Raw genomic sequence first — 13,739 nt, 5'->3', positions numbered from 1 at the left:
GTAGGGGACCAGCCCCGCGCAGCGGCCCACCCGCACCCCACCCCGCACCCCCCGGGGGGCTTGGCATATGCCGGGCCGCAAGATACTCCCCACCGCCCCGTCCTGTCCTGGTTTCCGCCAACCGTAAGAAACCGAATCGTCACTCCCGGTACACCTGAGTCATGACCGCATGGAAGCGAGACACCGCGCCTCTGTCCGATCCCCCGTCGGGCGACGACGACCCGCGCTTCGGGGACGCGGACATCTTCAGCCTCCTGCGGGACCAGGACCCCCCGCACGCCACGCAGGTCACCGCTGCGGGCGCCGCCTGGCTCGCGTCCGCCGCCGTCTGCCCCCGCAGCACACTCTCGCTCTGGGACACCCGCCCCGCCGCCCCAGGCGTCCTGCCCTGCGGTTCCGTTTTCGACGTGGTGAACGTGCCCACCATCTTCGGCCGCCGGATGCTCGACCGCTTATGGACCGAGGGCCCCGGCTCGGGCCCCGTCGCCATCCATCGCGGCCGGATGCTGCTCTTCGCCTGCCCCGGCACCGCCCAGCGGCTGCCCTCCCTGCTGAACTGGGAGGAGTGGGGCACCGCGGGCGAGAGCCCCGTACCGCCGATGCTGTGCCACGGCACGAGCGACGCCGTCACCGTCCCCCCGCTCACCACCCCGGCCACCTCATCCGCCACCTCGGGGCCGCGCTGGGTGGTCGCCCCCGACGTCCGGCATCCGTGGCTGCCGGGGCCCGAGGTGATGCTCTGGGCGTGCGTACGGGCGGCCAGGTCCGCGCCGGTCCCCAAGGCGCGGATATCGATTTTTCCTCCCGCCGATCGTGATGCTAAGGTCTACGACGTCACCAGGCGCCGTTAGCTCAGTTGGTTAGAGCAGCTGACTCTTAATCAGCGGGTCCGGGGTTCGAGTCCCTGACGGCGCACAGACAGGAAAAGCCCCTCGCGAAAGCGGGGGGCCTTTTCGTTGCCCCAGCGGGCTCCGGCGGCCGGGTCGGCGGGCTCCGGCGGCCGGATCCCGGCCGGGTCAGGCGCCCGGCGTGATCCGAACCGTCCACGCCCCCGAAGGCGTACGGTCCGCCACCTCAACCTGCGTCCCGTCCCCCGGCACCGTGAACGTCTCCCCGACGCCCAGCGGCGCGTCCGCCAGCGGCGGGTAGACGGAGCTGCCCCAGCACGCCTCGGTGTCAGGGTGGGCGTCCACCACCTCGATCGGCCCGCCGCCCGAGGCCGTCTCGTTGCGCACCCGGTAGATGAGCACGCCCTCGGTGCAGGTGGACCGGTCGTTGCCGGCCGCGCCCCGCGCCTCGACGGCGATCGCGCTGCCGTCCCCGGTCCTGACGACCGCGAGCCGGGTCCCGCCGGCCCCCGCCCGCACCGGGGCTGCCAGCGGGTCCAGGGTGAGCAGGGTCCCGCCCGCGTCCGACACGCATGCCACCTGCCGCCGGTCCAGCCAGCCCAGCTTCCACTTGTGCCAGCCGAAGAGTTCCGGAGCGAGCCCGAACTGGCTGCCCATGACGTCCCAGTCCCCGACGTACGTGTCCCAGTCGCCCTTCCCGTCCACCGGCCGGTGGTACAGGTCGGGCAGGTCGAAGACGTGGCCGGTCTCGTGCGCCAGCACATTGCGGTCCGGCGGGTGCTGCTCGAAGACCGTGACGATGCGCCTGATGTCCCGGCCGTCGGCGCGCAGCGGCCGGTCGAAGTTGACCACCTTGGTCGCGTCGGAGTCGACGCCCGGTGCGTCCGGGTCGGCGACGAAATAGACGATGTCGTACTTCGAGAAGTCCACCCGGCCGTCGGCGGCAGCGACCGCGTCGCGCAGATAGGCGGAGCGCCGCTCCGCGCCCCAGTCGCGCCGTATCCCGTACGCCGTCGAGGTCTCCGGCATCTGCACCCACTCGCGCTGCGGGTGCGGGCGCAGGGTGAACTTCCCGTACGAGGCACGCTCGAAGAAGCGGCTGGTGGCCGGGAAGTGGTCGGCCGCGAGCTCGTCGGTACGGAGCGTCGGCGGCGAGTCCGGGAACGAGAGGAAGATCATGACGGCGTCGAGGGTGCGTTCGGGGCGGGGGTAGGACGCGTTCCAGGTGTCCAGGCCGAGCGAGTGGTGCGCGAGGGTGCGGGGCAGCATGCAGGGCGCGCCGACATCGGCGGCCACCGCGGGCCCGACGGCGAGCGAGGTGGCGGCGAGCGCCGTGAGGGAGGTGAGCACGGCCGCCGTACTGCGCAGGCGCAGGCGGGACCGGTCGACTCCCCCGGGGGTCAGCTGACGATCCACATCGACCTCCGGGTGCGGAATGCGGGACACCCCACCCACCTTGTGCCGATTTGGCTACAAACGCCCTGTTCCACTGCCCCACTCGGGTGACCGGCCGACACCCCGAAGAGATCACAGATAGTCACAAACGGTCGCATTGGAACACCTCAAGGCACACCCGTGCAGAAACGATCATTCGTGGGCATGCGCCACCCTGTCCCGCGGCGACGTAGCTGGATCGGCCGAGGCGCCAGCCTCTATGATCGGCACACTTTCTTGCGTGGAGCCCGTCCCCCGTACGGCGGCCCTCCACCCGGCCGACGACCTGACGAAACCTGTACGCGTCAATGCACTGCGGGAGCGAGCAGTGAGCCGAACCCCCGAAGGGCCGGGATCAGTCCCCGACACACTCAGCCCGGCCGTCACTGAGCGTCATGCACTGCCGGTTGGTCGTACCGCGTCCGAACTGCGTGACTACCGGGCCGCCTTCCAGGCCGCCCGCCCCGCGATGGCCCTCATCGACCGCGAGGGTCTCGTCGTCTCCGCCAACCACTCGCTGGCCTGCCTCTTCGGCACCGAGCCCGCCCAGCTCCACGACCGGGACACGGCCGATCTGGTCGAGCTCAACGCCGACGCCCGCAGCCTGCACGCCTACCGGGAGGTCCTCGCCGGCCGGCGCGCCCGCTTCCGTTGCACCCGCAGGCTCAAGCATCCCGACGGGCGGTCCCTGTGGGCCGAGGTCACCCTCACGCCCATGGCGGACAGCAGCAGCGTGCTGCTCCTGGTGTCGGACATCAGCAACCGGCGCGAGCTCCAGGCCCGGCTGCGCCATCTGCGGATGCACGACCCGGTGACCCGCCTGCCCAACCGCACGCTCTTCTTCGAGCGGCTCACGTCGGCGCTGGAGAATTCGACGTACGACACCGGGGGCACGGGCCGGATCGGGCTCTGTTATCTGGACCTCGACGGCTTCAAAGCGGTCAATGACACCCTCGGCCACCCGGTCGGCGACCGGCTGCTGACCGCGGTGGCCGCCCGGCTGTCCCGGTGCGCCGACCAGTACGACCACGCCGGCAGCGGCGGCCATCTGGTCGCCCGGCTCGGCGGCGACGAATTCGCCCTGCTCGTCGAGGACTCCACCGGCACCGAACAACTCGCCGATCTCGCCCAGGCCGTCCTGACCGCCCTCCAACAGCCCTTCGACCTGGCAGGCCGGCGGCTCTCGGTCTCCGCATCCATCGGGGTCGTCGAGCGGGCGGCGGCCGGCACCACGGCGACCGGTCTGATGCAGGCCGCGGACACGACGTTGTTCTGGGCGAAGGAGGACGGCAGGGCGCGCTGGACGCTCTTCGACACGGAGCGCAACGCGAACCGGATGACCCGTCAGGCACTGTCCAGCACCCTGCGGCCCGCCGTCGAGCGCGGCGAGTTCACCCTGGAGTACCAGCCGCTGGTCGACCTGGAGGGCGGCCGGGTGCGGGGCGTGGAGGCGCTGGTCCGCTGGGAGCACCCGCAGTTCGGCATGCTCGCGCCGAATCGGTTCATCTCCATCGCCGAGGAGGACGGCTCGATCGTCCAGCTCGGCCGGTGGGTCCTGCGTACGGCCTGCCGGCAGGCCAGGCAGTGGCAGACCGAGCATCCCGACGCGCCGCCGCTCTTCGTCAGCGTCAATGTCGCGGTGCGCCAGGTCTGGGACTCCGACCTGGTCGCGGACGTCGCGGCGATCCTCGACGAGACGGGGCTCGCGCCGGAGCTGCTCCAGCTGGAGCTCACCGAGTCGGCGGTGATGGGCTCGGCCGGCCGCCCGTTGCAGGCCCTGCAGGCGCTGAGCGACATGGGCGTACACATCGCCATCGACGACTTCGGGACCGGATACTCCAACCTCGCCTATCTGAGCCGGCTGCCGGTGTCCGTGCTGAAGCTGGACGGCTCGTTCGTACGGGGCTTCCGGTACGACGAGGGCGCGCATCCCAACCCGGCCGACGAGATGATCGTCGAAGCGATGGTCCAACTCGCCCACCGGCTGGGGCTGACCGTCACCGCGGAGTGCGTGGAGACCTCCGGTCAGGCGGCCCGGTTGCGGCGGATCGGGTGCGATACGGGGCAGGGGTGGCTGTACTCACGGGCGGTGGCGCCGGAGCGGATCGCGGAAATGATCGAAGCGAGCGCGCTGCGGGTGTAGGGGGGCGGGGCGGTGGTGCGGTGCGGGTGCCGCTGCGCGGAGCTTTCCCCCACCTCGCCCCTTCCCGTAACTGGGGCTCCGCCCCAGACCCAGGTCCTCAAACGCCGGACGGCTGAAAGGTTGCCGCAAGCGGCAACATCCAGCCCGTCCGGCGATTGAGGACACGCCCGTAGGGCGTCCCGGGGGTCCGGGGGCATCCCCCGCCACGCGGCGGCAGCCGCAAAATGTCACAGCGGGAAGGGGCGGGTAGGGGAGAGACCAGCTCAGCCCCGACCCCCCGCACCCACCGGCAACCCATACGCGTCCGCGATCAGCTCATAGCTCCGCAGCCGCGCCCCGCCGCCGTGCGCGTTCGCCGTGATCATCAGCTCGTCCGCGCCCGTCCGCTTCGTCAGGTCGTCGAGCCCCGTCCGTACCTCGTCCGGCGTGCCATGGATGACGTTGGCCAGCCAGCTGTCGACGAAGTCCCGCTCCATCGCGTTGAATTCGTACGCCTCCGCCTCCTCCGGGGTGGGAATCAGCCCCGGGTTGCCGGTGCGCAGCCGGAGCATCGACAGGGCTCCGGTGAGGACCTGGCGGCGGGCCTCCTTCTTGTCCTCGGTCGCCAGCGCCGAGACGCCGATGACGGCGTACGGGGCGTCCAGGTCGGCCGAGGGGCGGAAGGATTCGCGGTAGAGGTCGAGCGCCGGGATCGTGTTCTGCGCCGAGAAGTGGTGGGCGAAGGCGAACGGCAGGCCGAGCGACCCGGCCAGGCGCGCGCTGAAGCCGGAGGAGCCGAGCAGCCACACCGACGGGCGTCCCTTCGGGCCCTGAACGGGTCCGGGCACCGCGTGGATGCGGGAGTACGGGTGGCCGTCGGGGAAGTCGTCGTCCAGGAACCGGGTCAGCTCGGCGAGCTGCTGCGGGAAGTCGTCCGCGCCCTCGCGCAGCCGGTCGCTGCGCCGCAGCGCCGCCGCCGTCCCGCCGTCCGTGCCGGGCGCACGGCCGAGACCCAGGTCGATGCGGCCGGGCGCGAACGCCTCCAGCGTGCCGAACTGCTCGGCGATGACCAGCGGCGCGTGATTGGGCAGCATGACACCGCCCGAGCCGAGCCTGATGCGCTCGGTGTGGGCGGCGAGGTGGGCCAGGATCACCGCCGGGGACGAGCTGGCGACGCCGGGCATCGAGTGATGCTCGGCGACCCAGTAGCGATAGAACCCGCGGCTTTCCGCGAGCTTGGCGATGTCGACGCTGGTGCGCAGCGCCTCGGTCGCCGTGTGACCACTGCCGACCGTCGCGAGATCGAGTACGGACAGGGGTACGGGCGCGCTTCCGCTCGCCGTGCCTCGAATCGCGTTCACCGCTGGCCCCTCCTAGTTCGGTACGTACAACACCAGACAGAACAGGAGGGGCTCTCCGGTTATTCCCTTCCTTTCCGGATGGGATCTGGATGAGCATCCGGATGGACTCCGGGTGGACTCCGGATGGACCTCAGGGCCGCCGGGAGAACAGCGTGCCGAGTTTCGGTCCCCGCACCCGCCGCTCCACCAGCCGCAGCCCTTCCCACACCGTCACCTGGTTCGCGGTGAGGACCGGTTTGCCGAGCACCTCCTCCAGCTCCGGGAGGTGCTCGGCGGTGTGCAGCGCGGTGTCGGGCAGCAGTACCACCTCCGCGTCCGGATGGTCGCCCGCGCGGGCCAGGGCCAGTACCTCGTCCCGGCCCCAGGTGCCCACCTCGGCGGCCGTGATGATGCCGCTGCCGTGCGCCGCGACCACCTCGATGTCCGAGGACTTGAGGAAGTCGGTGAAGTACGCCGCCACGTCCTGCGGATAGGTCGCGGCGATCGCGACCCTGGTCGCGCCCAACTCCCGTACCGCGTGGGCGAAGGCGAAAGACGTACTGGACGCCGGCAGGCCCGCCGTCAGCGCCAGTGTGCGCACCTGTTCGTGCGCACCGTCCCAGCCGAGGACGAAGCTCCCGCTCGTGCAGGCCCAGACCACCGCCTCCGCGCCCGCGAGCCGCAACTCCTCGACCCCCGCCGCGAGACGGGGCGCCGAACCCATCTCAAGGAGGGCGTCGAGCCGATGTGCGTCCTCGCCGATGTCGGTGTGGACCAGGGGCAGTCTCACATCGCTGTCGAGAAGCGTTTCGATGCGCGGGTAATCGTCCTCCGCGGAGTGTCCCGGATAGAGAAATCCGACCGCTGTCATGCCCACCCTTCCTGTCCTTCTGGCTGCCCCTGCGCCTGCACCGGTGATTGCGCGCGGGGCTGCTCCTTCGGCTCTGCTTCGACCGGCGCCGTGCGTTCGAACAGCAGTTGCTGGTACGGGCCGACGGCACGCGAACCGATCTGCCGCAGCGCGGACCACATGGTGACCTGATTTGCGGAAATCACCGGCATGCGCAGCTCCGCCTCCAGCTGAGAAATCACGTCGTACGTCGGCAGATTGGTGCAGCTGATGAACAGACAGTCGGCGGCTCCCACCACCGCCTGTCGCGCCATGTCCACCACGTCCCGGTAGGGGACTTTCCAGATATGCCGGGTAAGGCCGAGAAATGCCCGTCCCGTCACCGCGATTCCGGCCTCCGCCAGGTACTCCTCCAGGGAGCTGGTCACCGATTCCGTGTAGGGCGTGACCAGCGCGATACGCCGGGCACCGATCTCTCCGAGTGCGTCGAGCAACGCTCCCGATGTGGTGACCGAGGGGAGTTCCCCGGCCTGAGACATGGCCTCGCACATGGCACGCTCCCCGGCGACCCCGCCGACGAAACTTCCCGAGGTGCAGGCGTAGGCGACGACTTCGGGGGCAACCGCGATCAGGGCCCGTACCGCGTCGCGCAGCGTCTCGTGTTCGCTGACCAACCTGGCGAGGTCAAGACTGACCTCGACGGGCACGAAGGGGGTACGGGTGAGATGCAGCGAAACCCCGTCCGGAGTCCAGCGCCACAATTCCCGGTCGAGTGCGAAGTCGAAAGGGGCCACAACGCCTACTCCACGTTGTGGCCTCGGTCCGCCCAGGAAAGAGATGTCCAATGCGACCCCCAGGGAGGTGCGGGTATTGACGACGTTAGTTTCTGGTGCGAGCGTGGTCAATCCGTACATCTCAGACGTTGCGAAACGGTTTCCACTCCATGTCTGAAGCAACTCTTCTTGTCCTAGACGCCGATCCACCACCACGTCTCGGCCGATTGGCCGGACGGGCCCACATCCTGCACGGTGACGAGCGGACGCTCGCGAGTCAACTACCCCTGGCAGACGTGCTTCTGGTCTGGGACTTCACTTCGAATGCGGTGTGTCGCGCCTGGCCCGGGGACGGCCCCAGGCCACGCTGGGTGCACACCGCCAGCGCAGGTGTCGACCATCTCCTGTGCCCCGAACTGGTGGCCTCCGACACCGTGGTGACCAACGCCCGGGGGATCTTCGATCTGCCCATCGCGGAGTACGTGGCGGGGCTGGTCCTGGCCATGGCCAAGGACTTCCCCGGCAGCCAGGAACTCCAACGTCAGAGGCGCTGGCGGCATCGCGAGACCGTGCGGGTGGCGGGCAGTCGCGCGGTGGTCGTGGGGTCCGGGCCGATCGGCCGGGAGAGTGCCCGGCTACTGGGGGCGCTCGGGATCATCACCGCGCTGGTGGGGCGCACCGCACGCCCCGGCGTGCACGGCACCGACGAGCTACCCGCCCTGCTCGCACGCGCCGACTGGGTGGTGTGCGCCGCGCCGCTGACGGACTCCACCCGCGGCATGTTCAATGCGGCGGTCTTCGACGCCATGCAGCCGTCGGCCCGTTTCATCAATGTGGGGCGCGGGCAGCTCGTCGTCGAGGACGACCTCGTCGCGGCGCTGACGAAGCGGTGGATCGCGGGCGCGGCGCTGGATGTCTTCAGCAGTGAACCACTGCCGCCGCAGAGCTCACTGTGGGATGTTCCCGGCCTGATCGTCTCCCCGCACATGAGCGGCGACATCGTCGGCTGGCGCGACCGGTTGGGCACGCAATTCATTGAGCTGTACGAGTTGTGGGCGGCCGGCAGCCCCCTGCCGAACGTGGTCGACAAGAAACGTGGGTACGTCCCCACACATGACTGAACTGAGCGCATTGACCGCCCGCCAACTCCTGGCAGGTTACGAGAAGGGCGAGTTCACCCCCGTCGACGCGACCCGCGCCGCGCTGGAGCGGATCGAGGCCGTCGAGCCGCTGGTCAACGCATTCGTCCGAGTGGACGCCGAGGAGGCCTTGGCGCAGGCGGAGGCAGCCGCCGGGCGTTGGCGCGCGAAGGAGCCGCAGGGGCTGCTCGACGGGGTGCCCGTTTCGGTGAAGGACATCTTCCTGATGCGCGGCGGCCCGACCCTGCGGGGTTCCAGGACCGTACGCGCCCAGGGCCCGTGGGAGGAGGACGCGCCCGCGGTGGCCAGGCTGCGCGAGCACGGCGCGGTCCTCCTCGGCAAAACGACCACGCCCGAGTTCGGCTGGAAGGGTGTCACCGACTCTCCGCTGACCGGTGTGACCCGCAATCCGTACGCCCCCGCGCGCACGGCGGGCGGCTCCAGCGGCGGCAGCGCGGCGGCCGTGGCGCTCGGCGCGGGCCCGCTCTCGCTCGGCACGGACGGCGGCGGCTCGGTGCGCATCCCGGCTTCGTTCTGCGGCATCTTCGCGCTGAAGCCGACGTACGGGCGGGTGCCGCTCTACCCGTCGAGCCCCTTCGGCACGCTCGCGCACGCGGGCCCGATGACCAGGGACGCGGCGGACGCGGCGCTGCTGATGGACGTCATCAGCGGCGCGGACTGGCGCGACTGGTCGCAGCTGGGCCCCGGCGAGAGTCTCAGCGGGGCGCTGGAGGGCGGCGTCAAGGGGCTGCGGGTGGCGTACTCGGCGTCGTTCGGCGTGCAGGTGGCGGTGCGGCCCGAGGTCGCGGCGGCGGTGCGGCGGGCCGTGGAGAAGCTGGCCGATCTCGGGGCGTACGTCGAGGAGGCCGACCCGGCCCTGGGAATCGAGCACGGCGCCGACCCCGTGGAGGCTTTCCACACGCTGTGGTTCAGCGGCGCCGCCCGGCTGGTGCAGCACTTCGGCCCCGAGCAGCGGGAGCTCCTCGACCCGGGGCTGCGCGAGGTGTGCGAGGCGGGGGCCCGGCTCAGCGCGCTGGACTACCTCGCGGCCGTCGACGCCCGGATGGATCTTGGCCGGCGCATGGGCCGCTTCCACTCGACGTACGACCTGCTGGTCACCCCGACCCTGCCGATCACCGCCTTCGAGGCGGGCGTCGAGGTGCCGAGGGGGTCGGGGCACCGGCGGTGGACGGGGTGGACCCCGTTCACGTACCCCTTCAATCTGACCCAGCAGCCCGCCGCCACCGTGCCCTGCGGCACGGACGTGGACGGGCTGCCGATCGGGGTGCAGCTGGTGGCCGCGCGCCACCGGGACGCGCTGGTGCTGCGCGCGGCGCACGCGCTTTACGGGAGCGGGGTCACGGAGATTCGCCGGCCCGCCTGAAGCTGAGGGTCTCGCCCAGCGCCCCCGAGCGCCAGAGGTCCTGGCAGGCCTCGGCCATCCGGTCGAGGCCGTCGACGACGGTGCCCCAGACGATGCCGGGGACCCAGCCCGTATCGCCGTTGAGCAGCAGATTGTTGCGTTCGTAGAAGAGCGCCAGGTCGACGACGCCCTGGCCGTCCTTGAGGGCGGCCTTCGGTCCGTAGCCGTGCGACGCGGTGCCCAGCTGGGTGTCGGAGAAGGCGAAGTAGCAGAGGTCGCCGGGGATCGGGGTGACGGTCGGGTTCTCCAGGGGCGGTTCCTGCGCGGCGAAGGGCGCCACCAGGGCGTAGATCTCGTTGCGCGCGTACTTCGCGTGGTAGACGTCGCCGCCCAGCGGGAGCGCCTCCCACACTGCCGCGCAGGTCAGCGGCGCGCGGTCGTCGAGGAGTTTCGCGGTGCAGCGCACACCGCGCTTGTCGAGCGAGACTTCGATGAAGCGGTCGTTCATGCGCTCTCCTCACAGTCCTGTTCCTGCACGTTAGGGCACCTCGACAGCGACGCAACACCTCATCGGGTACGTGCCGTTGTGTCCCCATAACGACAGGTCGGGGCCGGAAATGATCGGCATACCTTTTCCCGACTCGGGTAGTAGCGCGCCCATGGCTCCACCACAGGGGAACAATCCAAGAAGCACAGGAAGCACAGGAAGCGGGCTACGCCGCCGCTCGCTGCTCGCAGGAGCCGCGGCGCTCGGCGCCGTCGGCGCCATGGGCGCGACGAGCGCGTGCAGCCGGGTGGCCACCGCCGACATCGGGGACGGGGGAACGCTGCTGGACCAGCTGCGCGCGAAGAAGACCGTGCGGCTGGGGCTCGCGGGCGAGCAGCCCTACAGCTACATCGGCAAGGACGGCGAGATGACGGGCTCCGCCCCGACCATCGCCAAGCGCATCTTCAAGGAGCTCGGGGTCGAGAACGTACAACCGTTCGCGACCGAGTTCGCCTCATTGATCACCGGCTTGAATTCGCTGCAGTTCGATGTGGTCGCCGCCGGGATGTACATCAATCCCGAGCGTTGCGAGCAGGTGATTTTCGCCGATCCCGAGTACCAGATGCTCGATGCGTTCCTCGTGCGCAAGGGGAACCCGAAGAACCTGCACACCTACAAGGACATCGCCAGGTCCGGAGCCAAGATGGCGACCGGTGCGGGCTACGCGGAGATCGCGTACGCCGAAGAGGCGGGGGTCAAGAACGTGACGACCCTGCCCGACCAGCTCGCGGGCCTGCTGGCCGTCGAGCAGGGCCGCGTCGACGTGTTCGTCGGCACGGCGGTCACCGTGCGCAATGTCGTGGAGGAGACCGAGACGACGAAGGCCGAGGCGACCGACGAGGTCACGCCCCTCGTCGACGGCAAGCCCGTCATCGACGTCGGCGCGTTCGCGTTCCGCACCCCGGAGACCAACCTCCGCGACGCGTTCAACCGTGAGCTGCACAAGCTGAAGAGAAGCGGTGAACTGCTGGAGATCATGCGGCCCTTCGGATTCGGGAAGGACCAGATGACGACCATCACGGCCAAGGAGAAGTGCAAGCCATGAGCGAAATCAGCGCTGGTTTGTGGGAACTCCTGTTCAAAGGCGTATGGATCACGGTCCAACTGACCGTTTTCAGCGCCGCTCTCGCCGCCGCGGTGGCCTTCTTCATCGGTCTCGCCCGCGCCCACCGGCTGTGGATCGTGCGGTTCCTGTCCGGTGTCTACTTCGAAATTTTCCGCGGTACGTCCGCGCTGATTCTGATGTTCTGGATCTTCTTCGTGCTGCCGCTGGGCTTCGGCTGGCAGCTCGTACCGATGTGGGCGGCCGTACTGGCCCTGGGGCTCACCTACGGCGCGTACGGCTCCGAGGTCGTGCGCGGCGCCATCAACGCGGTGGCGCCCGCTCAGCGCGAGGCCGGGGTCGCGCTGAGCTTTAGCCCCGCGCAGCAGCTGCGGAAGATCATCCTGCCGCAGGCCTGGCCCGAGATGATCCCGCCCTTCAACAACCTCCTGATCGAGCTGCTCAAGGGCACCGCCCTGGTCTCGATCATGGGTGTCGGCGACATCGCCTTCGCCGCCTCGCTGGTGCGCAACGCGACCGGCCAGAGTGCGCCCGTCTACACGATCATCCTGGTCATGTACTTCGTGCTCGCCTTCGTCCTTACCCGCGGCATGCGGGCCCTGGAGCGCCAGGCGAAAGCCGGCATCGGCCAGCGGCCCGAGAAGACCGGCGGCCTCACCCGCAAGCTCGGCATCCGCCGTCAGAACGAGGTCTCGATCAGCGCGGGAGGTGACGCCTGATGGCGTGGGACTGGTCCGCGGTCGGCGATTTCATGCCGAGGTTCTTCGACGGTCTGCTCGTCACCCTGCAGGCCCTGGTGCTGGGCGCGCTCGTCGCGTTCACGCTCGGCCTGGTGTGGGCGATGGCGCAGCGCTCCAGCCTGGCGGTGGTGCGCTGGCCGGTGAACATCCTCACCGAGTTCGTGCGCAACACCCCGCTGCTGGTGCAGCTGTTCTTCCTCTACTACGTCCTGCCGGAGTGGGGCATCACGCTCAGCGCGATGGTCACCGGCGTCATCGGCCTCGGCCTGCACTACTCGACGTACACCGCCGAGGTCTACCGGGCCGGCATCGACGGCGTCCCCGCCGGGCAGTGGGAGGCGGCCACCGCGCTCAGCCTGCCGCGCATCCGCACCTGGGGCGCGGTCATCCTGCCGCAGGCAATCCAGCGCGTCATCCCGGCGCTGGGCAACTACGTCATCTCGATGCTCAAGGACACTCCGATGATCTTTGTGATCGGAGTGATGGAAATGCTCGGTGAGGCGCGCCAGTTCGCCTCCGAGACCTTCCTGACGGTCGAGGTCTTCACCGTCGTCGGTGTCGCCTTCATCGTCATCTCCTACCCGGCATCCCTTCTCATGCGAGCACTGGAGCGTCGCCTTGTCCGCTGACAGCAATCCCCCGAACACGTCGAAAGAGACGGCCAACCCCGCGGCGGACGGCAGTGAGCTGATCCGCTTCGACAAGGTCACCAAGCGCTTCGGCACCAACACGGTGCTGGACTCGCTGGACTTCACGGTCTCCTCCGGCAAGCACGTGACCCTGATCGGCCCGTCAGGCTCGGGCAAGACCACGATCCTGCGGCTGCTGATGACGCTGCTGAAGCCGGACGAGGGCCACATCAAGGTCGGTGGCGAGTACCTCACGCACGAGGAGAAGGCCGGCAAGCTCGTGCCGGCCGGCGAGAAGCATGTGCGGGAGGTCCGTAAGAACATCGGCATGGTGTTCCAGCAGTTCAACCTCTTCCCCAACATGAAGGTCCTGCGCAACATCACCGAGGCTCCGGTGCACGTCCTGGGGCTGTCCGAGGACGAGGCCGTGGAGCGGGCGAAGGGGCTGCTCGACCTGGTCGGGATCGGGAACCGCTGCGACTCGTACCCCTCCCAGCTCTCCGGCGGTCAGCAGCAGCGCGTGGCCATCGCCCGCGCGCTCGCCATGCGCCCGCAGGTGCTGCTCCTCGACGAGGTCACGTCGGCGCTCGACCCCGAGCTGGTGACCGGGGTGCTCGACGTGCTGCGGGACATCGCCCGCACCACCGACATCACGATGCTGTGTGTCACCCACGAGATGAGTTTCGCCCGGGACATCTCGGACGACGTGCTGATGTTCGACGCGGGCCGCGTCATCGAGTCGGGACCGCCGGAGAAAATCTTCAGCGACCCGGACCACGAGCGCACCCGCGAGTTCCTGAGCGCGGTGCTCTGATCCCCCCGTACACTGGCCGGTAACTCTGCCCCTGGCATATGCCAGGGTGGCGCGCCCCAGCTTACGGGCATGGGGCG

The 13,739-nt window shown here is 69.8% G+C and carries 13 protein-coding genes and 1 tRNA gene; 9 read left to right on the top strand and 5 right to left on the bottom strand.

Going from position 1 to position 13,739, the window contains the following annotated elements:
• The first annotated feature begins 161 nt into the window (after positions 1-161).
• Both ABCR94_RS06275 and ABCR94_RS06270 read left to right on the top strand, forming a co-directional pair.
• Positions 162-851, top strand: a complete 690-nt coding sequence (locus ABCR94_RS06275; RefSeq protein ID WP_347118034.1) for a hypothetical protein — start codon at positions 162-164, stop codon at positions 849-851.
• Positions 842-915: transfer RNA gene (locus ABCR94_RS06270), tRNA-Lys, on the top strand. Before ABCR94_RS06275 ends, ABCR94_RS06270 begins: the two co-directional genes overlap by 10 nt.
• 101 nt (positions 916-1,016) lie before the next feature.
• Here the strand turns inward: ABCR94_RS06270 and ABCR94_RS06265 are convergent.
• Complete coding sequence (locus tag ABCR94_RS06265; protein WP_521976282.1) at positions 1,017-2,294, bottom strand: M6 family metalloprotease domain-containing protein; 1,278 nt, start codon at positions 2,292-2,294, stop codon at positions 1,017-1,019.
• A 316-nt stretch (positions 2,295-2,610) separates the two neighbouring features.
• Between ABCR94_RS06265 and ABCR94_RS06260 the strand changes: the two genes are divergently transcribed.
• On the top strand, positions 2,611-4,425 hold the full coding sequence (locus ABCR94_RS06260; RefSeq protein WP_347118033.1) for a putative bifunctional diguanylate cyclase/phosphodiesterase: 1,815 nt from the start codon (positions 2,611-2,613) through the stop codon (positions 4,423-4,425).
• A gap of 263 nt (positions 4,426-4,688) precedes the next feature.
• Here the strand turns inward: ABCR94_RS06260 and ABCR94_RS06255 are convergent, their stop codons facing one another.
• The 3 genes from ABCR94_RS06255 to ABCR94_RS06245 all read right to left on the bottom strand — a co-directional run bounded on the left by ABCR94_RS06255 (position 4,689) and on the right by ABCR94_RS06245 (position 7,439).
• The gene (locus ABCR94_RS06255) at positions 4,689-5,765 is read right to left on the bottom strand and encodes an LLM class flavin-dependent oxidoreductase (protein ID WP_347118032.1); all 1,077 of its coding nucleotides are present in this window, start codon (positions 5,763-5,765) and stop codon (positions 4,689-4,691) included.
• Positions 5,766-5,895: 130 nt separating this feature from the next.
• The gene (locus ABCR94_RS06250) at positions 5,896-6,615 is read right to left on the bottom strand and encodes a maleate cis-trans isomerase family protein (protein ID WP_347118031.1); all 720 of its coding nucleotides are present in this window, start codon (positions 6,613-6,615) and stop codon (positions 5,896-5,898) included.
• Positions 6,612-7,439 carry a maleate cis-trans isomerase family protein gene (locus tag ABCR94_RS06245; protein WP_347118478.1) on the bottom strand — a complete coding sequence of 276 codons (828 nt, stop codon included), beginning with the start codon at positions 7,437-7,439 and terminating at the stop codon, positions 6,612-6,614. The genes ABCR94_RS06250 and ABCR94_RS06245 overlap by 4 nt, the downstream gene beginning before the upstream one ends.
• Before the next feature lie 98 nt (positions 7,440-7,537).
• Here ABCR94_RS06245 and ABCR94_RS06240 point away from each other — a divergent pair, with 98 nt between their 5' ends.
• Together ABCR94_RS06240 and ABCR94_RS06235 are read left to right on the top strand one after the other, a co-directional pair.
• Positions 7,538-8,488 carry a D-2-hydroxyacid dehydrogenase gene (locus tag ABCR94_RS06240; RefSeq protein ID WP_347118029.1) on the top strand — a complete coding sequence of 317 codons (951 nt, stop codon included), beginning with the start codon at positions 7,538-7,540 and terminating at the stop codon, positions 8,486-8,488.
• Entirely contained in the window at positions 8,481-9,890 is a 1,410-nt protein-coding gene (locus tag ABCR94_RS06235; protein WP_347118028.1) for an amidase, read from the top strand. Before ABCR94_RS06240 ends, ABCR94_RS06235 begins: the two co-directional genes overlap by 8 nt.
• Here ABCR94_RS06235 and ABCR94_RS06230 read toward each other — a convergent pair.
• Positions 9,865-10,377, bottom strand: coding sequence for a DUF3830 family protein (locus ABCR94_RS06230; protein WP_347118027.1), 513 nt, complete (start codon positions 10,375-10,377; stop codon positions 9,865-9,867). The genes ABCR94_RS06235 and ABCR94_RS06230 overlap by 26 nt on opposite strands.
• Positions 10,378-10,528: 151 nt before the next feature.
• On the opposite strand from ABCR94_RS06230, the gene ehuB reads away from it, so the two are divergent.
• From ehuB to ehuA, 4 genes are read left to right on the top strand one after another with little or no spacing between them, the layout of a single operon-like run.
• Complete coding sequence (gene ehuB, locus ABCR94_RS06225) at positions 10,529-11,461, top strand: ectoine/hydroxyectoine ABC transporter substrate-binding protein EhuB (RefSeq protein ID WP_347118026.1); 933 nt, start codon at positions 10,529-10,531, stop codon at positions 11,459-11,461.
• Positions 11,458-12,198, top strand: coding sequence for an ectoine/hydroxyectoine ABC transporter permease subunit EhuC (ehuC, locus tag ABCR94_RS06220; protein WP_347118025.1), 741 nt, complete (start codon positions 11,458-11,460; stop codon positions 12,196-12,198). The genes ehuB and ehuC overlap by 4 nt, the downstream gene beginning before the upstream one ends.
• A complete protein-coding gene (gene ehuD, locus ABCR94_RS06215; RefSeq protein WP_347118024.1) occupies positions 12,198-12,848 on the top strand; it encodes an ectoine/hydroxyectoine ABC transporter permease subunit EhuD in 651 nt (216 codons plus the stop codon). Before ehuC ends, ehuD begins: the two co-directional genes overlap by 1 nt.
• On the top strand, positions 12,838-13,662 hold the full coding sequence (gene ehuA, locus ABCR94_RS06210) for an ectoine/hydroxyectoine ABC transporter ATP-binding protein EhuA (protein WP_347118022.1): 825 nt from the start codon (positions 12,838-12,840) through the stop codon (positions 13,660-13,662). The genes ehuD and ehuA overlap by 11 nt, the downstream gene beginning before the upstream one ends.
• Positions 13,663-13,739: the final 77 nt, after the last annotated feature.

This window comes from Streptomyces changchenzhani, assembly GCF_039766235.1.
GTDB lineage: Bacteria > Actinomycetota > Actinomycetes > Streptomycetales > Streptomycetaceae > Streptomyces.
This window is presented reverse-complemented; position numbering and strand designations above follow the sequence as displayed.

Bases quoted from the DNA above. Each gene is read 5' to 3' on its own strand.
- ABCR94_RS06230 (WP_347118027.1), bottom strand. From the start codon at position 10,377: ATGAACGACCGCTTCATCGAAGTCTCGCTCGACAAGCGCGGTGTGCGC.
- ABCR94_RS06250 (WP_347118031.1), bottom strand. From the start codon at position 6,615: ATGACAGCGGTCGGATTTCTCTATCCGGGACACTCCGCGGAGGACGAT.
- ehuB (WP_347118026.1), top strand. From the start codon at position 10,529: ATGGCTCCACCACAGGGGAACAATCCAAGAAGCACAGGAAGCACAGGA.
- ABCR94_RS06235 (WP_347118028.1), top strand. From the start codon at position 8,481: ATGACTGAACTGAGCGCATTGACCGCCCGCCAACTCCTGGCAGGTTAC.
- ehuC (WP_347118025.1), top strand. From the start codon at position 11,458: ATGAGCGAAATCAGCGCTGGTTTGTGGGAACTCCTGTTCAAAGGCGTA.
- ehuD (WP_347118024.1), top strand. From the start codon at position 12,198: ATGGCGTGGGACTGGTCCGCGGTCGGCGATTTCATGCCGAGGTTCTTC.
- ABCR94_RS06275 (WP_347118034.1), top strand. From the start codon at position 162: ATGACCGCATGGAAGCGAGACACCGCGCCTCTGTCCGATCCCCCGTCG.
- ABCR94_RS06240 (WP_347118029.1), top strand. From the start codon at position 7,538: ATGTCTGAAGCAACTCTTCTTGTCCTAGACGCCGATCCACCACCACGT.